The organism is Ruegeria sp. O4 (assembly GCF_056535125.1).
Genome location: NZ_JBQERO010000003.1, coordinates 228515 through 249346, shown reverse-complemented (window position 1 = coordinate 249346; position 20832 = coordinate 228515). Strand labels below are relative to the sequence as shown.

Sequence of the window (20832 nt, the reverse complement as noted above, 5' to 3'; positions counted from 1 at the left end):
ACTGCCTTAAATTAATTTGAATTTTTCCAATCAAAAAAACCTGGACCCGCCTGTTCCAACAGTTCCGCAGCCATCGTGCGGGCCATTTCCGGCCCGTCTTTGACAGAACCGGTCACTTCTCTGTTCACGATTTCCGACCCATCTGGGCGCAGGACTTCACCGCGCAGCCTTAAGTTGTTTCCATCCAACTCTGCCAGGCCAGCGATCGGAGTTTCGCAAGACCCGTCCAGCGCGGCCAGCAAGGTGCGTTCGGCGGCCAGCCGCCATCCTGTTTCCGCGTGATGAATCGCTTCAAGCATTTCGGCCGCGCGCATATCGTTGCTGCGCCGTTCGATGCCAATGGTACCTTGTGCAATCGCGGGCAGCATGTCATCCGGAGAAATGGCGCTGGCTGGAACCTCGTCCATGCCCAGACGGCGAATGCCAGCCATGGCCAGAAAAGTGCAATCCGCGACCCCGGCTTCCAGCTTTTTCAGCCGCGTCTGCACGTTCCCGCGAAACTCGACCACTTTCAGATCCGGCCGCCGGTTCAGCAGCTGTGCCCGACGCCGCAATGACGAAGTGCCCACAACAGCCCCTTCGGGCAGATCGTGGATTGAGTTAAGGCGCGGCGAGATGAAAGCGTCACGCACATCCTCGCGCGGAAGGAATGTGTCCAGAACCAGCCCTTGGGGCTGTTCAACAGGCATGTCTTTCGTTGAATGCACGGCGATATCGATTTCGGCGCGCAACATCGCCTCTTCGATTTCCTTGGTGAACAGGCCCTTGTTGCCGATTTCCTTCAGCGGGCGATCCGCATCGATCATGGCGCGATTGTCGCCGGTTGTTTTGATCACGACGATTTCAAAGGCCGCTTCGGGCAGATCAAACGCATCGCTCAGGCGTTGGCGGGTTTCATAGGCCTGAGCCAGAGCCAGCGGTGAACCACGGGTGCCAATTCTGAGGGGCGATGCGGGTGTGGGCAGGGTCAAAGTCATGTGCACAGCTTTAGTCGCGTCACATTGCCCTGACAATGGGGGCTGAGCTTGACAAATTGCCGCCGAAGGACGACCCGTTGCCAAAACCGGAAGACTGGGGGCGAATATGGCCGAGACAAAGAAACTGCTGAGGGCGCTGGCGGGCGAAGTACAGGATGTGCCGCCAATCTGGATGATGCGCCAGGCGGGCCGGTATCTGCCGGAATACCGGGCCACCCGTGCCCTGGCCGGAGATTTTCTGTCTTTATGCTATAACCCGGAACTGGCCGCCGAAGTCACATTGCAGCCGATCCGGCGCTATGGGTTTGATGCTGCGATCCTGTTTGCCGATATCCTGCTGGTGCCGCAGGCGCTGGGTGCGGATCTGTGGTTTGTGACCGGCGAGGGCCCACGTTTGTCGACGATCACGCGGCAAACCGAGTTTGATGCGTTGAAGCCGGTGGGCGCGATTCACGAGACATTGTCGCCCGTTTATGAAACGGTTCAGATCCTGTCGCGAGAATTGCCGTCTGAGACCGCGCTGATCGGGTTTGCCGGCGCGCCCTGGACAGTCGCGACCTACATGATCGCTGGGCGTGGAACACCCGATCAGGGACCGGCACACGCTCTGCGAGAGAGCGATACTGCCTTATTCGAGGCGCTGCTGGATCGCATCACGGCGGCAACAATCGAGTATCTGTCGGCTCAGATCGACGCCGGGGCCGAGGTGGTCAAGATTTTCGACAGCTGGGCGGGTTCCCTGAAAGGTGAGGCGTTTCGCAAATACGCGGTGGAACCGTGCCGTGTGATTACGCAGGCCATCAAGGAACGTCACCCCGGCATCCCGGTGATCGGTTTCCCGCGCGAGGCGGGGGAGGGGTATGTCGGGTTTGCCAAGACGACGGGCGTGGATTGCGTCGCGCTGGACAACTCGGTGTCGCCCGATTGGGCCGCCAGACATGTACAGGTTGATGGTTGTGTGCAGGGAAACCTGGCCTCGTCGCATATGGTGACCGGTGGGCAGGCTCTGGTGGATGAGACGCGGCGGATTGTCGAGGCTTTCTCGAACGGGCCGCACATCTTCAACCTGGGACATGGGATCACGCCGGATGCCGATCCTGAGAATGTTCAGTTGATGATTGATACGGTGCGCGGGCAGTAAGCAGGTTAAAGGGGGCCAGCCCCCTTCTTGGCCTGCGGCCAATTCATCCCCCGGGATATTTTGGGCCAGATGAAGTGCGGATCAGCGCAGGCTGTCGAGCTCTGCGAGGATCTCTTTAGTATGCTCGCCGCGCATGGGGCTGGGTTTCGGGGTCCAGTCATGGCCTGAAAACCGTGGGGCGGCGGCTGCCTGAAATGCGCCGTCAAAATCCTGCCAGCAGTTGCGATGGAGGTTCATCGGGTGTGAGCGGGCTTCGTCCGGGCTGAGAACTGGGGCAACGCAGGCATCTGTTCCTCGAAACAGGGCCTCCCAATGGTCGCGTGGTTGACTGGCGAAAATATCGGTCAGACGGCGTGAAAGCGAAGGCCACAGATCACGGTCGTATTGCCGTTGAAACTCGGTATCGTTTGTGAGGCCCAGTAAGCTCAGAAATTGCATGTAGAATTTTGGTTCGAGGCATTGCACGGAAATATAGCCACCGCAGGCGCAGGCGTAGGTTCTGCTCCAGTGGGGACCGTCCAACAGGCTTTGACCCCGGGTTTCAGACAGGTTGCCGGTTTGGCGCATTGTCATCAATAGGTTCATCATATGGGCCGAGCCGTCATAGATTGCCGCGTCAACGACAGTACCTGCGCCAGTGCGTTGCGCATTGATGAGCCCTGCCAGAACGCCTGCCACAAGATACATGGCCCCACCGCCGATATCGCCCACCAAAGTTGGCGGGGTCTGCGGTGCTTGGCCGGGACGTGATGCATACCAGAGCGCTCCGGACAGGGCGATGTAATTCAGGTCATGCCCCGCCGTGTCGGCCAGCGGGCTATTCTGCCCCCAGCCCGTCATGCGCCCATAGACCAGTTTTGGATTGCGGGTCAGGCAGGTATCCGGGCCGAGCCCCAGTTTTTCCATCACACCGGGGCGGAATCCTTCGATCAGGGCATCGGCTGTGTCAATAAGGCGAAGTGCGGTATCCAGATCATTGGCGTTCTTCAGATCAAGTGCGATGGATCTTTTGCCCCGGTCCAGCAGGGAACGTTCCGGCATACCCGGTGTTGCGGCGCCCCCTTTGCGGTGGACTGTTATCACGTCAGCGCCCAGATCTGCCAGTAACATGGCACTAAACGGGCCGGGGCCCAGACCTTCGAGTTCGACAACACGTATTCCGTTCAGCATCAAGGCCCTCCGTTTCCGGCAGAGTTTGCTGGCTGGTGTCGGGATTGCAAGCCGGATGATTGCTGGCGCGGGCGGTCTTCCTTTTGGCAGTTGTTCATCACATGGTGCGGAATGGGCCTGTTATCCCTGTGTTCGGGGCGATAGGGTCTGGGCCAGAACGGGGAGCGGATATGACGACCATTTTATCCATCAGAGATCTGCGCAAATCCTACGCCGATGGGTTCGAGGCGCTGAAAGGTGTGTCTCTGGACATTGAAGAAGGCGAAATTCTTGCGCTTCTGGGGCCGAATGGGGCGGGAAAAACCACTCTGATCTCGACGATCTGCGGAATAACCACGCCAACATCTGGCGCGGTTTCAGTCGGCGGGCACGACATTCAGTCGGATTATCGCGCAGCGCGCAGGATGATCGGGCTTGTCCCGCAAGAGATCGCGCTGGAACCGTTTGAAAAGGTCTGGAACACAGTTCGGCTGTCACGCGGATTGTTTGGGCTGGGCAAAGACAACGCCCGGATCGAGGACATTCTGCGCAAGCTTTCGCTGTGGGAAAAGCGCAAGAACGCAATCAAGGAGTTGTCGGGCGGCATGAAACGCCGCGTGCTGATCGCCAAGGCCTTGGCGCATGAACCACGTGTTTTGTTTCTGGATGAACCGACGGCGGGTGTGGATGTCGAGCTGCGCAAGGATATGTGGGGAATCGTGGCCGAGCTAAAACGGGACGGTGTCACCATCATTCTGACCACCCACTATATCGAAGAGGCCGAAGCCATCGCGGATCGCGTCGGCGTTATTGACAAGGGTGAGTTGCTTTTGGTGCAGGATAAAGACACGCTTATGGCGCAGATGGGCAAAAAGCAGATTGTCGTCATGCTGACTGAGCCAATCGCCAGGATTCCCGATGATTTGGCCAGCCACAATCTGACCCTCAACGGCGCGGGGGATAGCCTGATCTATACCTACGATACCCATGCGGATCGCACGGGGATAACGACCCTGTTGAATGACGTGTCGCAGGCCGGGCTGGTATTGCGCGATGTGCAGACACGGCAATCGAGCCTGGAAGAGATATTTGTAAACCTGGTATCCGGAGAGGCGGCATGAACTGGACCGCAATCGCTGCAATCTACCGGTTCGAAATGGCTCGCTTCTTTCGCACCCTGGCGCAAAGTTTCCTGTCACCGGTTCTTTCCACCTCGCTGTATTTCGTGGTTTTTGGCACCGCCATCGGCAGTCGAATTCAGGAGGTCGAGGGCGTATCCTACGGCGCGTTCATTGTGCCGGGCTTGATTATGCTGTCGGTGGTGATGCTGTCGATCTCGAACGCGTCTTTCGGAATTTATTTCCCAAAGTTTCTGGGCACCATTTACGAGCTGCTGTCGGCGCCGGTGAATTTTATCGAAATCGTGATTGGGTATGTCGGTGCAGCGGCCACCAAAGCGCTGTTCGTGGGACTGGTCATTCTGGCCACGTCGACCTTCTTCGTCGACATACGGATCGAACACCCCTTTGCCATGGCGGCGTTTTTGATCCTTTCATGTCTCAGCTTCTCGTTGCTGGGCTTTATCATCGGGATATGGGCCAGTAATTTTGAACAGATGTCTCTGGTACCGCAGCTTGTGGTCACGCCACTTATCTTCCTTGGCGGTACGTTTTATTCAATCTCGATGCTGCCGCCTCTGTGGCAGACGATCACGTTGTTCAATCCGGTCGTCTATCTGATCTCGGGGTTTCGCTGGTCGTTTTTCGGGCTTGCGGATGTGCCCATCGCCCTGAGTTTGCTGGCCATCATAACCTTTACTGGGGTGTGTCTGGCGGTCATTGGCTGGATCTTCAAAACTGGCTGGCGCATTCGCAGCTAACCCACGCCGGTGCGTTGCATTTTTGCCCATTGAGTGTGTGAATTTGGTTCACGTCGCGTTCAAGGTTCGAAGAGTCTCTTGTTTACGGGTTGGTGGCACTCTACATCGGCACCCATGAAGCTCAGCCTGCCGTTCGTCAAAAAACACCCCTGTGTGGCCGTTGTCCGCCTGTCCGGCGCCATTGGAATGGCCGGGCGCGGGTCCTTGAACGACGCCACGCTTGCGCCGGTTCTCGAGAAAGCCTTTCGCAAGGGAAAACCTGCGGCCGTGGCGCTTGAGATCAATTCACCGGGCGGATCCCCTGTCCAAAGTTCAATGATCGGCGCGCGCATTCGGCGTTTGTCCGAAGAACTGGACGTGCCGGTCATCGCTTTTGTTGAAGACGTCGCTGCATCCGGTGGGTATTGGCTGGCCGCCGCAGCGGATGAGATCTGGGCCGATGACAGTTCCGTACTGGGATCGATCGGTGTGATCTCGGCTGGATTTGGCGCGCATGTCTTTCTGGCGCGGCAGGGATTTGAGCGGCGGGTCCATACCGCCGGGAAATCGAAGTCCATGCTCGACCCGTTTTCACCGGAAAAGAAAGAGGATGTAGCCCGCCTGCAAGGGTTATTGGGCGATATCCACGAGAATTTCATTGCGCACGTCAAAGATCGGCGCGGGGACAAGCTGAATCAGGAAGCTGACCTGTTCACGGGCGAGGTCTGGCTGGCGCGTCGCGCGCAGGAACTGGGGCTTATCGACGGCATCGCCCATCTGAAGCCAAAGGTGCAGGACCGTTTCGGTGACAAGGTCAAATTTCGCCGCTATGGCGTGAAAAAACCGATCTGGACCCGGTTTGGGGCCAGCCTGGCGCAGGATGCTATCGCAGGGTTAGAGGAGCGGGCAGCCTACGCGCGTTTCGGTTTGTGACGTGATCGTAAAGGCTGTCACTCTTTTTCTGATCGCAATGGGCGTATTGGCAATGTTCGGCAAGCTGCGGTTTCCTGGGCAAAAGAAGCTAAGCTCGGCGAAATGTCCGCGATGCGGTCGCTATCGCATCGGAAAAGGCCCTTGTGCCTGTAAAAAAGGAGGCCGGGCTTGATCACCACGTGGCTGCTGTCTGGTCTTGGCCTGTTGATCCTGTTGCTGGCAGGCGATGCCTTGGTGCGTGGCGCAGTGAACCTGAGTCTGCGCTTGGGGGTCCCGGCCTTGATCGTCAGCCTTACGATTGTGGCCTTCGGCACGTCCGCGCCCGAGTTGCTGATTGCTATCAGCGCCGTCAAGGAACACGCACCGGGTATTGCGCTAGGTAATGTTGTCGGATCAAACACGGCCAACATCCTGTTGGTTCTTGGTCTTCCTGCGATGCTGGCAACGATCCATACCAGCGAATGCGACAGCCGTAGGAACTATGCCTTCATGCTGATGGCGACGGCCCTGTTCATAGGGTTGGCGTTTTGTGGAACATTCACCGTCGTCAGCGGCCTGATCCTGCTGGCGGCTTTGGGCCTGGTTCTGATGAATGCGTTTCGAGAAGCAAAGGCGCACCGCAAGGCCTGTGGGGAAGCCTGTGCCGATGACGACGACCTTGAAGGCCTGGAAGAAGCGGATCCTGACATGCCTTACTGGAAGGTATCGGTTTACCTGATTCTCGGCCTTGTGGGCCTTCCTATGGGGGCGCACCTGCTGGTGGAAAATGCGACGGTCATCGCCCGGACATATGGTGTCAGTGAAACGGTTATCGGTCTGACCCTGATTGCGGTTGGAACGTCTTTACCCGAACTGGCGACAACCGTGATGGCCGCTTTGCGCCGACAGGCCGATGTGGCCCTTGGCAACGTGATTGGCTCGAACATGTTCAATCTTCTGGCCATTATCGGGATCGCAACCTGGTTCGGGCGTATCCCGGTTGATCCCGGTTTCCTGCATTTTGACCTTTGGGTCATGTTGGGCGCATCACTGCTTCTGGTTCCCTTTGTTGTCTTCAAGCAGGATATCTCTCGCGGTTGGGGGCTGGTGCTGACCTTCCTTTATGCGCTTTATGTCACTGTATTGCTGGTGTGATCTGACAAAACGAGGTGAAGCATGACCCGAGCTTTAGTGACCGGTGCCGGTATTCGTCTGGGCCGGGCCATGGCGCTTTATCTGGCGGGTCGTGGATATGATGTCGCCGTTCATTATGCGTCCTCAGAACGCCCCGCGCACGAGACTGTGGCGGAGGTACAGGCTATAAGCCGACGGTCAGTGGCATTGCAGGCTGATCTGCTGGATGAGGCAGAGGTGCAGGATCTGCTGCCCAAAGCAGCCGAGGCTCTGGGCGGGCCGATCACCTGTCTGGTGAACAACGCCTCGATCTTTGAGTATGACAGCGTTCACACCGCGACCCGCCAAAGCTGGGACCGCCATCTCGACAGCAATCTGCGGGCACCGTTCGTTTTGACCCAAGCCATGGCTGGGCAGGGGCTGGCCCCGGACACGGACGAAAATGGCGAACCCCTTGCGACCGGTCTGATCATCAACATGGTGGACATGCGTGTACGCAAGCTGACACCCGAGTTCATGTCTTACACCATCGCCAAAATGGGGCTATGGACGCTGACCCGTACCTCGGCACAGGCGCTGTCCCCTGCAATCCGGGTCAATGCCATCGGACCCGGACCGACGGTACAGGGGCATCGTCAAAGCGCTGAGCATTTCCAGGCGCAACGAACGAATACTGTTCTGGAACGTGGGTCAAATCCGTCGGATATCACCGCCGCCTTGGGATATTTTCTGGATGCACACGCAGTAACGGGGCAACTGATATGCGTGGATGGCGGCCAACACCTGGGGTGGAAAACACCGGACGTTCTGGGAGTTGAATAAGCAATATCGCTGCAAGTTTTGCACCGCGCACGTTTGTGTTACCTGCGTGTTACAAAAATGTCTTTTTTTTCATACACTTGCTAAATGTGTGAAAAAATATCGTTAAAAATCAGCATCTTGATAATGTGCCTATTTTTTGTGCATGTTAATGAAGTGGTAATGAAACAAGGGAAATTCTAAGGCTGTGAAAACTTATCTTCACACTTATCCACAGGAATCGTGGATTTGTTTTCTCTTGATCTGAAGCCCGCAAGATTGCAGCCAGTATAAGAGAATCATATCGGAATCCCATGACTACCCACAGTGAATCGTCCCTGACCGGTTATGCCTGCATTCAGCGCTACGCAAAGACGCTGGACAGCTCACCCGGGGTGTACCGGATGCTGGATGCCGACAGTCGGGTTTTATACGTGGGCAAGGCGCGAAACCTGAAGGCGCGGGTGTCGAACTATACAAGGCCGGGTCACTCGGGCCGGATCGAGAAGATGATTTCCTCGACCGCTTCGATGATGTTTCTAACCACAAGAACGGAAACCGAAGCGCTGCTGCTGGAGCAGAACCTGATCAAGCAGCTTAAACCGAAATACAATGTGCTGCTGCGGGACGACAAAAGCTTTCCGAACATCCTGGTCGCCAAGGATCATGACTTTCCGCAGATCAAAAAACACCGTGGGGCGAAGAAGGAAAAAGGCGCCTATTTCGGACCATTTGCCAGCGCGGGTGCTGTAAACCGCACATTGAACCAGCTGCAAAAGGCATTCCTGCTGCGTAACTGTTCGGATTCCATGTTCGACAGCCGCACGCGGCCCTGTCTGCTTTATCAGATCAAACGGTGTTCCGGGCCGTGTGTCGGTTTGATTTCGGCGCAAGATTACAGTGAAAGCGTCAAGGATGCAGAACGTTTCCTGTCGGGGCGCTCGACCAAGGTGCAGGAGGAACTGGCTGAACAGATGATGGCGGCGTCCGAGGCTATGGAGTTCGAACGCGCCGCCGGTCTGCGCGACCGCATCCGGGCGCTGACGCAGGTACAGACCGCGCAAGGCATCAACCCTCGTGGCGTGACCGAGGCGGATGTGATCGGCCTTTATATGGACAGCGGGCAAGCCTGTGTTCAGGTATTCTTCATCCGGGCCAACCAGAACTGGGGCAACAAGGACTTTTATCCGCGTGTTGGCCCGGATGTATCACATGCCGAAGTGATGGAGGCTTTCCTTGGCCAGTTCTACGACAACAAGGAACCACCACGGCAGTTGATCTTGTCGGACGGGATCGAAAACGCCGATTTAATGCAGGAGGCTTTGTCCGAGAAAGCCGGGCGCAAAGTCGAAATCCTTGTCCCGCTGCGTGGTGAGAAACAGGAACTGGTTGCAGGTGCCTTGCGCAATGCGCGAGAGTCTCTGGCCAGGCGCATGTCGGAAAGCGCCACGCAGGCCAAGTTGCTGCGCGGGGTGGCAGAGGCGTTTGATCTGGATAGTCCACCGGGACGGATTGAGGTCTACGATAACTCTCATATCCAAGGCACTAACGCGGTGGGTGGTATGATCGTGGCAGGGCCCGACGGGTTCATGAAAAACGCCTATCGCAAGTTCAACATTCGCGGCGACGACCTGACGCCGGGTGATGATTTCGGCATGATGAAAGAGGTTCTGAACCGTCGCTTCACCCGCCTGCAAAAAGAAGACCCGGATCGGGATAAAGGGCTTTGGCCCGACCTGCTGTTGATCGATGGCGGTGCCGGACAGGTCAGCGCCGTGCACGAGATCATGCAGGCCCACGGGGTCGAAGACATTCCGATGGTCGGTGTTGCCAAAGGGGTCGACCGTGACCACGGCAAGGAAGAGTTTCACCGGATCGGCCAGCGCCCCTTTGCCCTAAAACGCAACGATCCGGTCTTGTACTTTATTCAACGGTTAAGGGACGAGGCGCACCGTTTTGCCATTGGCACCCATCGCGCGAAACGCGCCAAGGCCGTTGGTGCCACGCCGCTGGATGAAATTCCGGGCGTCGGGGCTGCACGCAAGCGCGCATTGCTGACTCACTTCGGCAGCGCCAAAGCGGTAAGCCGGGCCAATCTGGCAGACCTGAAAGCGGTCGAGGGAATCTCGGCCGGGTTGGCTCAGAAAGTCTATGATTTCTTCCACGACAAGGGTTAGACCTGTCGCCCCCGCCACAGGATATAGAGGCCCGAGGCCACAATAAGCGCGCTGCCGACCCACATAGTACGGTCCAGGCTTTCGCCGAACAGGGCGATACCCAACCCGATACCGAACAGCAGTCGCGTATAGCGGAACGGGGTCACGGCTGACACTTCACCCGTGCGCATTGCGTTCATGAGCGCGGCATAGGCCATGACGCCCATCAGAACCGCGCCCGTCAGATGCAGGCTGGTGTGCGTGCTAACCGGTGTCATGGGTGCGCCTTCCCACACCCGATAGGCAAGGCCCGCGACGATAATGCTGAGGAAACCATAAAACCCCAGTACTTCGGTTCCAAGGGTCGCAGGGGCCGCGCGGCTGGCCAGATCACGCCCTGCGAACCCTAACATACCCAGCACGGCCAGCATCGACAGCAGTGAAAAACTGTCCCCGGTCGGTTGCAGAATAATGACGACTCCGATCATACCGACAAAAATCGCGCTCCATCGCCGCCAACCAACCGCTTCACCAAAGAATAACGCCGCGCCTGCGACCACAACCAAAGGCGTTGCTTGCAAGATCACGGTGGCCGAGGACAAGGGCGTCAACGCGATGGCGAGCACATAGAACAGCCGACCAAAGACTTCGAACAGCACCCGAACTTTCATCGGGCGGGATAGAACGTCTGGGTGTATCAGACGTTTTCCGCGAGCCGACGCCAGTGCCGCAAAGATTACGGACCCGCCAGTCCCGAACAGAACCAGAACCTGCCAGATCGGAAGCGCGGTCGATGCTGCTTTCAGCAACGCATCCTCCAACGCAAAGCCCGCCATTGCGGCCACCATCCACAGGCTGCCGACCATGTTCGACCGGGCGTCGGTTTGAATATGCGCTGTCATCCTGAACGTTCCACTTTGCAGTCGACGGGCAATCTGACTGCAAAGACGTGAAACGCCAAGTGCACGAGGCGCAAAGCGTCGGACCTGCGGCGCTTTGACCAAGCTGTTGTGAGTGATGTAGTTTTTTACCGGTTTGTCTTTTCTGTCTTGAACCGGCGATATAGGGTCCAAGCCATGAAGTGGAATTTGCCCAATATCCTGACGGTTCTACGCCTGCTGGCTGCGCCCGGTCTGGCCGTAATGTTTTTGTACTTCACCCGGCCCTATGCGGACTGGTTCGCTTTGATACTGTTCCTTTCGGCGGCGATCACCGATTGGTTTGATGGCTATCTGGCCCGTGCGTGGAAACAGGAAACCAAGATGGGCGCGATGCTGGATCCGATTGCCGACAAGGCAATGGTGGTGATCGCGCTGATGATTCTGGTTGGCTATTCGACCGAACACTGGACGCCATGGCTGGTGCTACCCGCCACCGTGATCCTGTTCCGCGAGGTTTTTGTCTCGGGCCTGCGCGAATATCTGGGCGATGTGGCGGGGACGCTGAAGGTTACAAAGCTGGCCAAGTGGAAAACAACAGCGCAGATGATCGCCATCGCCGTGCTGTTCTCGCAGGGCATCTTTGAACACTATGCCGTGATGGCGAGTTTCGGCATGGACGACGCGCTGGTAGAACAGATTATCGCGGGCCAGGTTGAAGATGTGAATCACCTGCGCTGGAACATCCATGGTATGTTCTGGGCAGGCCAGATCGGGCTGTGGTTGCTGTGGATTGCGGCGGCGCTGACATTGATCACCGGCTATGATTACCTACGTAAAGCCATGCCACATCTGAAGGAGATCTGAGGGATGGATGTGCTGTATTTTGCATGGGTACGCGAACGTATCGGTTTGCCAAAGGAAAAAGTCGAGACGCAGGCAGTCACTGTCAATGATCTGGTGGCCGAGTTGAGCGCGCGGGAAGAACGCTATGCCGCGGCATTTGCCGATTTGTCCGCCCTGCGCGTTGCACTGGATCAGGAGTTGTCGGATTTTGACGCCTCGCTGTCGGGCGTTCGGGAAGTGGCGTTTTTTCCACCAATGACGGGCGGTTGAGCGATGCGGATCGCTGTTCAGCAGGAAGCATTCGATCTGGGCGCCGAGGCCAATGCTTTTGCCGCCGGGGATGATGCCAACGGAGCCATTGTCACCTTCACTGGCGTTGTGCGCGACCTGGCAAGCGGTGATCTGGATGTGATGGAGATTGAACACTATCCGGGTATGACGGAACGGGCGCTGACCAAGATTGCCCAGGAAGCCAAGGAGCGGTGGTCATTGGGTGACGTGCTGGTGATCCATCGTCATGGCCGACTGGCCCCGGGAGACAGGATCATGATGGTGGCGACCGCTGCGCCGCATCGTAAAGATGCGTTTGAGGCAGCGGAATATCTGATGGATTATCTGAAGTCTCGCGCACCTTTCTGGAAGAAGGAAATCACCCACTCTGGTGCGGAATGGGTCGCAGCCAAAGACGAAGACGAAGACGCGCTGACCCGGTGGTAGTGATTTAGCGACCGTTTATTCTTGCAAACTTGGGCGGTGGCGCAAGGTCGTATACTTAATCCGCGTTGTTGATCCGTCCGCGCAGTTCTTCGGCCTCCTGACGCGCGGCCCGCAGGCCATCCATAGCAGCTGCCAGCTCGGCCTCTGTCTGGGTTAGCTGGTTTGTCAATTCGGCCTCACGTTGCTGCAAATAGGTGATGGCCTGATCGCGGGTTTCCTCGGCCTCGTGCAACTCCTGACTCATCCGGTCCAGATCGGCAACGTCGCTTTGACTTACTCGGGACAGGCGGTGCGCCAGCCAGTTGGCAAACCAGCCCATGCAGAAGGCGGCGAACAGGATAATGGCAGTTACAATGACGAATTCTGTTCTGTTCAACTTACTGGTCCCCTGCATCCGCATCTGGTGCGGTCGTGTCGGTTTGGTCCTCTGCGGAAGTCGCAGCCTCGGCCTCAAGCGCTTCAAGGCCTGTTTCTCTACCCTCAACAGGCTCAGGGCGGATCAGACGGAACTCGATCCGGCGGTTTTCTTCCCGACCCTCTTCGGTGTCGTTGTCAGCGATGGGTTGCGTTTCCCCATACCCCACGGCGGTGTAGCTGCTGGTAGGAATGCGCCGCCCGCGCAGCTCGTTCAGAATGGATTGCGCCCGCGCCTGGCTGAGTTGTTGGTTCATCTCTTCACGGCCCTGACTGTCTGTGTGGCCCTGAATCTCCATACGGATCGGACCGCAGTCGCGCAGGATATCCGCAATCTGGTTCACCACATCGCGCGAGTCTGATGCAATCGTGGCCGATCCGGGCTCAAAGGCGATTTTGCTGGTGGCCTGAATTTCAGCAATTTGGGCCTCGCAGACTTCCGGGTCGGGCAGGGCGTCCTCGGGTTCCGGTGGGGGCTGATAGGTGATGGTCAGGGTGTATTCCTGCCCCTCGCCCAACTTGTCGGACAATTGACCTGCGATGCGGGCCTTGGCGTCTTCTTCGTGGCTGAGGCCGATCAGTTCGACCGTATCGGGTGTTACGGTCAATACGCCGTTGTGGAGCTGACCCAAAGCCTCCAGACCGGCCAGAACACGTACAGGCCAGTCCGTCGGGAGATCCGAAACGATGCGGGTGGCAGTATATACCTGATCGGATCCAAAGGCCGCGCGCGCGTAGCTGTCGACCATGTCGCGCAGAGTTTCATCACCCAGCCGTCCGCGCAATTGCACCAGCCCTTCAGGGCTGCGGGTGGCCGAGAACTCGACCGGGCCATTTGGGTTCGTTGTCTCAGGCTCGGGCAATACGGCGTGCAAGGCGAAGACCGCAGGCAGCTCGGTTTCAAGCTCGCCCACAACCCGGTCGAACAACGCAGGATCGGTTCCCTCCGCTGCGATCAGGGTAATGTCCGCGTCTGACATGGTGACCGAACCCTGGCCTATCCGGAACAGCGCCTGAATGCTTTTCTCGGCTGCTTCTGGCCAGCGTGGCGATGGTTCGCCCAAGGCGATGGTGCAGGAATAAGGCCCCGTTAACCCGGCGTTTTTCGCGGCGGCCACGATTCGGTCACGTGCCTTCTCATCCTGCGCCGAGCAGGCGTCAAAATGCCCGCCTTCTTCGTCGATCAGGTAACGCAAAGTAAATGGTGTGACGACCGGGCGAGGTGCTGAAATCGCCAGCCCAACCCGCAGACTGGGCGGTGCCCTACGGGTCAGGTCGCGTTCCAGTTTTTGTTTTTCTTGCTGACTGTTGGCAATTGCCGTGATCCTGACCAGATCCGGGTTGGCGGAAATTTTGGCGCGGGGCAGGTGGGTCAGGGCCTCCAACGCGTAAGATATTGCGGCATCCCACCCTTTGGGCTTCGGGTAATCTGCTGTTTCCATCAGGTCCGAAATGGCAACAGATCTGTCCAGATTGCCAAGCCGTTGGATCAGCTTGTCCCTGTTCTCACTGGCCGGGATCAGACCTATCACCGAAATTCCACTGTCATTTCGCAGGATTTCTACCGAAAAGCGCGGTGCTGCGAGGGCGGAAGTTGCGATAACCTCCATTTCGTCGATTACGCGGGATGTATCAACTTCGGTTCCCGCGGCGGTCAGAGCGTTAAAGCGGGTCGCTTCATCTGGCGCTGTACCGGTCAGGACCACCCGCAAACCATCGGCTTCGACCTCGGCCCAATCATGTCCTTTCAGGTCCAGCGAGCGCCGTACAGCGAGTTCCGATGATTCTTCGATCTCGGTAACAGCATAGCTGGCCGCCAGAAGTGACAGGCCAGCTGATACAAGAAAGATCAGGGAAACAGCGATAAAATACGGCAGACGCATGTTTGGGTTTGGCACTCCTCAGGCGTTTGCGCCGATCTTTACAGGCCCCGTTCAGCGGGTGCAATCAGAGCAACAAGGCGACGCAAAGGAAGATCAGCGGAATAAAGCCGGTATCGCGGTTGGCACGAAACAGCAGCAGCAGCTTGGCGTTGTCTTCGGTATCAAGCCCGCGCAATTGCCACATCATGTGCCAGCCCATGGCCCAGGGGCCGCAAAGCGCGACCCCCAACGCCAGAATTGACGCGTCAGGCACCCCGGCATCAATAATGGCCAGCCCCATCAGCGATACCGTTGCAACCAGAAAATACTTCAGCCATTTCGCCGTGTCGGTGCCAAACAGGCGCGCGGTGGATTTGATGCCGACCAGTTCATCGTCCTCGGTATCCTGATGTGCATAGATCGTGTCATAGAACAGGGTCCAGGCGATGCCGGACAGGTACAGCGTGCCAGCAGGCCAGCCGAGCGACCCGCTATGCGCCGTCCAGGCCAGTAATGCGCCCCAGTTGAAGGCCAGCCCCAGAAAAACCTGAGGCCACCAGGTAAACCGCTTGGCAAACGGATAAACGGTCACCGGCAATAAAGATAACACACCCATGGCAATCGCCGCCTGATTGAAGCTGAGAAGAACGCCGAGCGCCAGAAGGCTTTGCAGTATCATCCAGGCCGCAGCTTGCCGGACACTGACTTGCCCCGACGGTATCGGGCGCGAGCGTGTGCGTTCAACCTGTGCGTCGAATTCCCGGTCTGTAATGTCATTCCACGTGCAACCGGCACCTCGCATCAAAAAAGCTCCGAATGCGCAGCCTAGGGCAATCCACAGATCTTCCCAACGCGGTTGACCGTCATGCAGGATGGCCAGCGCCAGCCCCCACCAACATGGAAGCAGCAACAGCCATGTGCCGATGGGCCGGTCCGCGCGGCTGAGGCGCAGATACGGTCGGGCAAAGGCTGGGGCATATGTGTCGACCCAGTTGCCGGTGACGGCATCGGCGACTTGACCATCTGGTGTTGGGGCATTGCCTTGCATATGTAGGTCTCATGAGTGCGAAAATCAGACTGTATGTAGAGCAGCCCTTGGGTCAGGGGCAATCGGTTCCTTTGACGCGCGATCAGGCGCACTATCTGTTTGGCGTCATGCGACTGCCGGTTGGCGGAGCAGTGGCGCTGTTTAACGGCAAAGATGGAGAGTGGCTGGCCGAGGTGGCCGAGTCCGGAAAACGCGGTGGCGCTCTGACCTGTGTCAGGCAGACCAAACCTTTGCATCTGCCCCCCGATCTGTGGTTCCTGTTTGCGCCGATCAAAAAGGCGCGCACCGACTTCATTGTAGAAAAAGCCGCTGAAATGGGCGCGGCTCGCATCCTGCCAGTTCAGACCGAATTCACCAACGCAGACCGTATCCGGCAAGACCGGCTTCAGGCTCATGCAATCGAAGCCGCTGAACAATGCGGTGGAACCTACGTGCCCGAAGTGGCAGACCTTCAGCGGCTGGACCGCGTGCTGAAGACCTGGCCTGAAGGTCGGCAGTTGATGTTCTGCAACGAGGCCGAGGTCGGCTCGGCCCTGCGGCTGGCAGCGAATGAAAAAGGGCGCCCCTGGGCCATTCTCATCGGCCCGGAAGGCGGGTTTTCCAACGCTGAGCGTGCGCGGCTGTCGGCTTTACCCTATGCGCATGTAGTCAGTCTTGGCCCGCGTATTCTGCGGGCGGATACAGCGGCGGTGGCCGCGTTGACCATGTGGCAGCAGGCATTGGGGGATTGGTCGTGATTCGCGAGGCGGTTCAATCGGATGCCCCGGCGCTAGAGATGTTTCTGTCCCGCTACCCTGACAGTTCAATGTTTTTGCGCAGCAATTTGGCGGCCCACGGGGTGGGGTTGAATGCGAATGAATATTCCAGCCGCTACTTCATCTGGGGTGAGGATCAGGTTCAGGGTGTCTTTGGGCTCAGCAAGAAGGGCTATCTGATGGTTCAATTGCCCAACGCCGAAACCGAAGCTGCCGAGTGTTTCGCGCGGATGATCGAAGGCGAAACCGTTTTGGGTATGACGGGGGATGCACCTCAGGTCGAGCTGACGTTGGGCGCTTTGGGATTGGGGCAGGCGAAGTACCGGTTGAACCACGATGAACCGCTTTATCGACGTGACCTGCGAGGTCTGACTGAGGCACCTGTTCCATATCGCGATTTGCGCGCCGAGGATCGGTCAAGACTGCACATTTGGTTCGCGGATTACATCGAGGATACCGGACAGGCCGCAGGCGAAGAGGCGCGTGAGCTGGCGGCAGAGCGCGTCGAGGCGGAATTGACCGCAGGCAGGGCGATTGTCCTGATGGAAGGCGACGCGCCGGTTGCCATGGCGTCTGTAAATGCCAGGGTTCACGACCAAGTTCAGGTCGGTGGTGTTTTTGTTCCACGTAAAAACAGAAATCGTGGCCTGGGTCGACGGGTCACGACCGCATTGATGCAGAAAGCAAAATCCGAGGGCGCGGCGGCCGCGATCCTGTTTGCGAACAACACACCTGCCGCCCGTGCCTATGAGGCGATTGGGTTCCAACAGGTGGGTTGGTACAAGGTCGCTTTGCTGCAGGAACCGCAAAGGGTGCTCTCATGAGTTTCATCCGACCCGAGGCAAAACTGGCGCTTTGGCGTTGGCGCGAGGTTCTGGTTGCGGCTTTTGTCCTGATCCTTGGTCTGAGCTGGATCAGCGGGCCGGGTGGGCTGCTGGCTTGGGTAGGCTGGTTTCTGATTGTCGTGTCAGCGGCTTTGACTGTGATCGGCATACAGCGCGCGCGCTTCAGAACAGGTGTGGGGGGGCAAGGTGTCGTGACGATTGATGAAGGTCAGATCACTTATCTGGGCCCCTTGGATGGCGGCATCGTCGCGTCCCGCGAAATTGAGCGTCTGGCCCTTGACCCGACCTCCGACCCTGCACATTGGGTTATGGATCAGCCGGGCCAGCCAGCGCTTCACATTCCTGTGAATGCAGAAGGAGCCGAGGCATTGTTCGACGTATTCTCAAACCTGCCGGGCCTCAAAACCGAGCAAATGCTATCGGAACTCAACGGCAAATCGCAGCATCCGGTCGTTATCTGGGAACGTACACCGTCGCGCCCGGCGCATCTGCCGTTGCATTGACACTGGCGCCATTTACGACCACCACTTGACCTTCAAAACAGACACAGCAGGATCGGAGCACGGTTCATGTCCATCCCTCAGTCCGGCGGCGGTCCGATCGAACGCCATGAACAACTGGCCGAATATCTGGAATCGGGTTGCAAACCCAAGCAAGATTGGCGCATCGGCACCGAGCATGAGAAATTCGGCTATTGCAAGGACACGCTGAAACCTCTGCCTTTTGAAGGAAAGCGATCCATTGTCGCCGTGTTGGAGGGGTTGCGGGATCGCCACGGCTGGGGAGAGGTCCGTGAATCCGGTCATCTGATCGGTCTTGAAAAGGACGGCGCAAATGTCAGCCTTGAACCGGGTGGCGCGCTGGAGCTGTCGGGCGCCCCTCTGGAGACGATCCATGAAACCTGCGATGAGGTGAACACTCACCTGCGCGAGGTGAAGGATATCGCCGATGAGATCGGCGTGGGATTCATCGGTCTGGGCGCGGCGCCGATCTGGACGCATGACCAGATGCCGCTGATGCCCAAGGGGCGGTATCGGCTGATGAACGATTATATGGAAAAAGTCGGCACCATGGGCCGCGCCATGATGCGGCGGACGTGTACCGTTCAGGTCAATATCGACTTCGGGTCCGAGGCCGACATGGTACAGAAACTGCGCGTGGCGCTGGCGTTGCAGCCGGTGGCGACGGCGCTGTTTGCCAATTCTCCGTTCTTCGAAGGCAAGGTGAACGGCCAGAAAAGCTGGCGCAGCCATATCTGGCGACATCTGGACGATGCGCGCACGGGCATGTTGCCCTTCGTGTTCGAGGATGGCTTTGGATTCGAACGCTATGTCCAATACGCGCTCGATGTTCCGATGTATTTTGTCTACCGCAATGGTCAGTACATCAACGCGCTGGGCATGTCGTTCCGCGATTTCCTCAAGGGTGAATTGCCTGCATTGCCGGGAGAAACGCCGACCCTGTCGGATTGGGCCGATCACCTGACGACGGCCTTCCCCGAGGCGCGGATCAAGAAGTTCATGGAGATGCGCGGTGCGGATGGTGGCCCTTGGCGACGGCTTTGCGCCTTGCCGGCCTTCTGGGTTGGGCTCACCTATGACCAAACCGCGCTGGATGCAGCGTGGGATCTGGTCAAGGGCTGGGATGCTGAAACGCGCGAGGGGCTGCGTGTTGCGGCGGCTAAAGACGGGCTTCAGGCGCAGGTTGGCAACGTCAACATGCATGATCTGGCGCGTGAAGTCGTGGCGATCTCCGAGGCGGGCCTGAAAGCCCGCGCGCGCCCCGGTGCTGGTGGGCTGGTCCCGGATGAGACGCATTTCCTGAACGCGTTGAAGGAAAGCATCGACACCGGCAAGGTTCCGGCAGATGAGTTGCTGGAACACTACAATGGCGACTGGAATGGAGACCTGACCCGGATTTATCCCGAATACAGCTATTGATGCGCACCGTCCCGCTTGCATTCGCGGGGCGGGGCCGATAGCAGGTTCTCGACCAAATTCAGAGGGCCGTCATGGACGATCTTAAGGCAAAGTATCTGGGCCAAATCGCCGAGGCAGGCGACGAAAACGCGCTTGAGGCGATCCGCGTCGCGGCTGTTGGCAAAAAAGGCGAGGTCGCGTTGAAGATGCGCGAGCTGGGCAAGATGACGCCCGAGGAACGTCAGGTCGCAGGCCCGGCGCTGAATGCCCTTAAGGATGAGATCAACTCGGCGCTGTCCGCCAAAAAAGCCGCGCTGGCCGATGTTGCACTGGATGAGCGCCTGCGGACCGAATGGCTGGACGTCACCCTGCCGACCCGCCCGCGCCGTCAGGGGTCAATCCACCCGATCAGCCAGGCGACCGAGGAACTGACCGCGATCTTTGCTGAACTGGGCTTCTCGGTGGCCGAAGGGCCGCGTGTTGAAGACGACTGGTACAATTTCGACGCGCTGAACATCCCCGGTCACCACCCCGCACGGGCCGAGATGGACACGTTCTATATGCACCGCGCCGAGGGTGATAACCGCCCGCCGCATGTGCTGCGCACCCATACCTCGCCTGTCCAGATTCGCTCGATGGAGAAACAGGGCGCGCCGATCCGCGTGATCTGTCCGGGCGGCGTCTACCGCGCCGATTATGACCAGACCCACACGCCGATGTTCCATCAGGTCGAGGGGCTGGCCATCGACAAGGACATCTCGATGGCGAACCTGAAATGGGTTCTGGAAGAGTTCGTGAAGGCGTTCTTCGAGGTCGACGATGTCGAACTGCGCTTCCGCGCCTCGCACTTCCCCTTCACCGAGCCGTCGGCCGAGGTCGATATCCGCTGTTCGTGGGACAACGGTCAGCTGAAGATCGGCGAGGGCGACGACTGGATGGAAATCCTTGGTTCCGGCATGGTCCACCCCAAGGTGATCGCCGCTGGAGGGATCGACCCCGAGGTCTATCAGGGTTTTGCATTCGGGATTGGCATCGACCGTCTGGCGATGCTGAAATACGGCATTCCGGATTTGCGGGCGTTCTTTGATAGCGACCTGCGCTGGCTGCGCCACTACGGGTTTGCAGCGCTGGATATGCCAAACCTGCATGGTGGTTTGTCGCGGTAGAGAGCACATCGGACGACTGGCTGACCGCATATAAGGATTGGTGGAAGCAAAAGGCTTCTAGGCATCCACTGCTTTGGTGTTTGTGTTTGTTCCTCGCGATGTTTGTGACGCCAACTTTTGTGCTGTGGGTTTGGAAAAGCCAGCCGGTTGCAGTTCTGATTGCTTTTGTTGCATCGGCACTTCTGTTCTTGCCCGGAATTCTAATTGCTGGTTTCGAGTTTTTGCGGCCTGCTGTGTTTCAGATGCGCGATAGAATT

At 58.1% G+C, this 20832-nt stretch carries 21 protein-coding genes; 15 read left to right on the top strand and 6 right to left on the bottom strand.

All coding sequences use genetic code 11. The features are described from left to right. Positions 1-11: 11 nt before the first annotated feature. Positions 12-977 (bottom strand): hydroxymethylbilane synthase, encoded by a 966-nt coding sequence (hemC, locus tag ACR0J7_RS07065; RefSeq protein ID WP_480899171.1) that lies wholly within the window; start codon positions 975-977, stop codon positions 12-14. A gap of 106 nt (positions 978-1083) precedes the next feature. Between hemC and hemE the strand changes: the two genes are divergently transcribed. Then, a complete protein-coding gene (gene hemE / locus ACR0J7_RS07060) occupies positions 1084-2118 on the top strand; it encodes a uroporphyrinogen decarboxylase (protein ID WP_480899173.1) in 1035 nt (344 codons plus the stop codon). An 81-nt stretch (positions 2119-2199) separates the two neighbouring features. Here the strand turns inward: hemE and ACR0J7_RS07055 are convergent, their stop codons facing one another. After that, positions 2200-3288 (bottom strand): CaiB/BaiF CoA transferase family protein, encoded by a 1089-nt coding sequence (locus ACR0J7_RS07055; RefSeq protein ID WP_480773382.1) that lies wholly within the window; start codon positions 3286-3288, stop codon positions 2200-2202. 170 nt (positions 3289-3458) lie between these two features. Between ACR0J7_RS07055 and ACR0J7_RS07050 the strand changes: the two genes are divergently transcribed. From ACR0J7_RS07050 to uvrC, 6 genes are all read left to right on the top strand, one after another. Continuing rightward, entirely contained in the window at positions 3459-4388 is a 930-nt protein-coding gene (locus ACR0J7_RS07050; protein WP_480899175.1) for an ABC transporter ATP-binding protein, read from the top strand. Then, positions 4385-5146 (top strand): ABC transporter permease, encoded by a 762-nt coding sequence (locus ACR0J7_RS07045; RefSeq protein ID WP_480913660.1) that lies wholly within the window; start codon positions 4385-4387, stop codon positions 5144-5146. The genes ACR0J7_RS07050 and ACR0J7_RS07045 overlap by 4 nt, the downstream gene beginning before the upstream one ends. Before the next feature lie 114 nt (positions 5147-5260). Then, complete coding sequence (locus ACR0J7_RS07040; RefSeq protein ID WP_480482989.1) at positions 5261-6058, top strand: S49 family peptidase; 798 nt, start codon at positions 5261-5263, stop codon at positions 6056-6058. A 171-nt stretch (positions 6059-6229) separates the two neighbouring features. Beyond that, positions 6230-7192 carry a calcium/sodium antiporter gene (locus ACR0J7_RS07035; RefSeq protein WP_267365434.1) on the top strand — a complete coding sequence of 321 codons (963 nt, stop codon included), beginning with the start codon at positions 6230-6232 and terminating at the stop codon, positions 7190-7192. Between the two features lie 21 nt (positions 7193-7213). Next, complete coding sequence (locus ACR0J7_RS07030; protein WP_480913658.1) at positions 7214-7993, top strand: SDR family oxidoreductase; 780 nt, start codon at positions 7214-7216, stop codon at positions 7991-7993. A gap of 290 nt (positions 7994-8283) precedes the next feature. Then, a complete protein-coding gene (gene uvrC, locus ACR0J7_RS07025; protein WP_480869887.1) occupies positions 8284-10146 on the top strand; it encodes an excinuclease ABC subunit UvrC in 1863 nt (620 codons plus the stop codon). Here the strand turns inward: uvrC and ACR0J7_RS07020 are convergent. Then, complete coding sequence (locus ACR0J7_RS07020; protein WP_480899181.1) at positions 10143-11027, bottom strand: DMT family transporter; 885 nt, start codon at positions 11025-11027, stop codon at positions 10143-10145. The genes uvrC and ACR0J7_RS07020 overlap by 4 nt on opposite strands. A gap of 174 nt (positions 11028-11201) precedes the next feature. On the opposite strand from ACR0J7_RS07020, the gene pgsA reads away from it, so the two are divergent. The 3 genes from pgsA to ACR0J7_RS07005 are packed head-to-tail and all read left to right on the top strand — an operon-like array spanning position 11202 to position 12566. Beyond that, positions 11202-11870 (top strand): CDP-diacylglycerol--glycerol-3-phosphate 3-phosphatidyltransferase, encoded by a 669-nt coding sequence (gene pgsA, locus ACR0J7_RS07015; RefSeq protein ID WP_480773378.1) that lies wholly within the window; start codon positions 11202-11204, stop codon positions 11868-11870. Between the two features lie 3 nt (positions 11871-11873). Next, positions 11874-12119: a molybdopterin converting factor subunit 1 gene (gene moaD / locus ACR0J7_RS07010; RefSeq protein WP_209506660.1), complete on the top strand. Its 246-nt coding sequence runs from the start codon at positions 11874-11876 to the stop codon at positions 12117-12119. Between the two features lie 3 nt (positions 12120-12122). Next, a complete protein-coding gene (locus ACR0J7_RS07005; RefSeq protein ID WP_480494390.1) occupies positions 12123-12566 on the top strand; it encodes a molybdenum cofactor biosynthesis protein MoaE in 444 nt (147 codons plus the stop codon). 55 nt (positions 12567-12621) lie between these two features. Here the strand turns inward: ACR0J7_RS07005 and ACR0J7_RS07000 are convergent, their stop codons facing one another. The 3 genes from ACR0J7_RS07000 to ubiA all read right to left on the bottom strand — a co-directional run bounded on the left by ACR0J7_RS07000 (position 12622) and on the right by ubiA (position 15890). Then, positions 12622-12942: a hypothetical protein gene (locus ACR0J7_RS07000; RefSeq protein WP_267365430.1), complete on the bottom strand. Its 321-nt coding sequence runs from the start codon at positions 12940-12942 to the stop codon at positions 12622-12624. A 1-nt stretch (position 12943) separates the two neighbouring features. Continuing rightward, positions 12944-14863 (bottom strand): OmpA family protein, encoded by a 1920-nt coding sequence (locus tag ACR0J7_RS06995; protein WP_480913657.1) that lies wholly within the window; start codon positions 14861-14863, stop codon positions 12944-12946. Positions 14864-14927: 64 nt separating this feature from the next. Next, on the bottom strand, positions 14928-15890 hold the full coding sequence (gene ubiA / locus ACR0J7_RS06990; protein WP_480483003.1) for a 4-hydroxybenzoate octaprenyltransferase: 963 nt from the start codon (positions 15888-15890) through the stop codon (positions 14928-14930). Between the two features lie 11 nt (positions 15891-15901). On the opposite strand from ubiA, the gene ACR0J7_RS06985 reads away from it, so the two are divergent. From ACR0J7_RS06985 to pheS, 5 genes are all read left to right on the top strand, one after another. Continuing rightward, positions 15902-16627, top strand: coding sequence for a 16S rRNA (uracil(1498)-N(3))-methyltransferase (locus ACR0J7_RS06985; protein ID WP_480483005.1), 726 nt, complete (start codon positions 15902-15904; stop codon positions 16625-16627). After that, positions 16597-17469, top strand: a complete 873-nt coding sequence (locus ACR0J7_RS06980; RefSeq protein WP_480913655.1) for a GNAT family N-acetyltransferase — start codon at positions 16597-16599, stop codon at positions 17467-17469. Before ACR0J7_RS06985 ends, ACR0J7_RS06980 begins: the two co-directional genes overlap by 31 nt. After that, positions 17466-17993 carry a hypothetical protein gene (locus ACR0J7_RS06975; RefSeq protein ID WP_480913653.1) on the top strand — a complete coding sequence of 176 codons (528 nt, stop codon included), beginning with the start codon at positions 17466-17468 and terminating at the stop codon, positions 17991-17993. The genes ACR0J7_RS06980 and ACR0J7_RS06975 overlap by 4 nt, the downstream gene beginning before the upstream one ends. A 66-nt stretch (positions 17994-18059) precedes the next feature. Then, on the top strand, positions 18060-19430 hold the full coding sequence (locus ACR0J7_RS06970; protein WP_480494383.1) for a glutamate--cysteine ligase: 1371 nt from the start codon (positions 18060-18062) through the stop codon (positions 19428-19430). Between the two features lie 71 nt (positions 19431-19501). Continuing rightward, positions 19502-20575: a phenylalanine--tRNA ligase subunit alpha gene (pheS, locus tag ACR0J7_RS06965; protein ID WP_480494381.1), complete on the top strand. Its 1074-nt coding sequence runs from the start codon at positions 19502-19504 to the stop codon at positions 20573-20575. Positions 20576-20832: the final 257 nt, after the last annotated feature.

Coding starts and splice junctions, on each gene's coding strand:
- hemC (WP_480899171.1), bottom strand. CDS start 977: ATGACTTTGACCCTGCCCACACCCGCATCGCCCCTCAGAATTGGCACC.
- hemE (WP_480899173.1), top strand. CDS start 1,084: ATGGCCGAGACAAAGAAACTGCTGAGGGCGCTGGCGGGCGAAGTACAG.
- ACR0J7_RS07055 (WP_480773382.1), bottom strand. CDS start 3,288: ATGCTGAACGGAATACGTGTTGTCGAACTCGAAGGTCTGGGCCCCGGC.
- ACR0J7_RS07050 (WP_480899175.1), top strand. CDS start 3,459: ATGACGACCATTTTATCCATCAGAGATCTGCGCAAATCCTACGCCGAT.
- ACR0J7_RS07045 (WP_480913660.1), top strand. CDS start 4,385: ATGAACTGGACCGCAATCGCTGCAATCTACCGGTTCGAAATGGCTCGC.
- ACR0J7_RS07040 (WP_480482989.1), top strand. CDS start 5,261: ATGAAGCTCAGCCTGCCGTTCGTCAAAAAACACCCCTGTGTGGCCGTT.
- ACR0J7_RS07030 (WP_480913658.1), top strand. CDS start 7,214: ATGACCCGAGCTTTAGTGACCGGTGCCGGTATTCGTCTGGGCCGGGCC.
- uvrC (WP_480869887.1), top strand. CDS start 8,284: ATGACTACCCACAGTGAATCGTCCCTGACCGGTTATGCCTGCATTCAG.
- ACR0J7_RS07020 (WP_480899181.1), bottom strand. CDS start 11,027: ATGACAGCGCATATTCAAACCGACGCCCGGTCGAACATGGTCGGCAGC.
- pgsA (WP_480773378.1), top strand. CDS start 11,202: ATGAAGTGGAATTTGCCCAATATCCTGACGGTTCTACGCCTGCTGGCT.
- moaD (WP_209506660.1), top strand. CDS start 11,874: ATGGATGTGCTGTATTTTGCATGGGTACGCGAACGTATCGGTTTGCCA.
- ACR0J7_RS07005 (WP_480494390.1), top strand. CDS start 12,123: ATGCGGATCGCTGTTCAGCAGGAAGCATTCGATCTGGGCGCCGAGGCC.
- ACR0J7_RS06995 (WP_480913657.1), bottom strand. CDS start 14,863: ATGCGTCTGCCGTATTTTATCGCTGTTTCCCTGATCTTTCTTGTATCA.
- ubiA (WP_480483003.1), bottom strand. CDS start 15,890: ATGCAAGGCAATGCCCCAACACCAGATGGTCAAGTCGCCGATGCCGTC.
- ACR0J7_RS06985 (WP_480483005.1), top strand. CDS start 15,902: ATGAGTGCGAAAATCAGACTGTATGTAGAGCAGCCCTTGGGTCAGGGG.
- ACR0J7_RS06975 (WP_480913653.1), top strand. CDS start 17,466: ATGAGTTTCATCCGACCCGAGGCAAAACTGGCGCTTTGGCGTTGGCGC.
- ACR0J7_RS06970 (WP_480494383.1), top strand. CDS start 18,060: ATGTCCATCCCTCAGTCCGGCGGCGGTCCGATCGAACGCCATGAACAA.
- pheS (WP_480494381.1), top strand. CDS start 19,502: ATGGACGATCTTAAGGCAAAGTATCTGGGCCAAATCGCCGAGGCAGGC.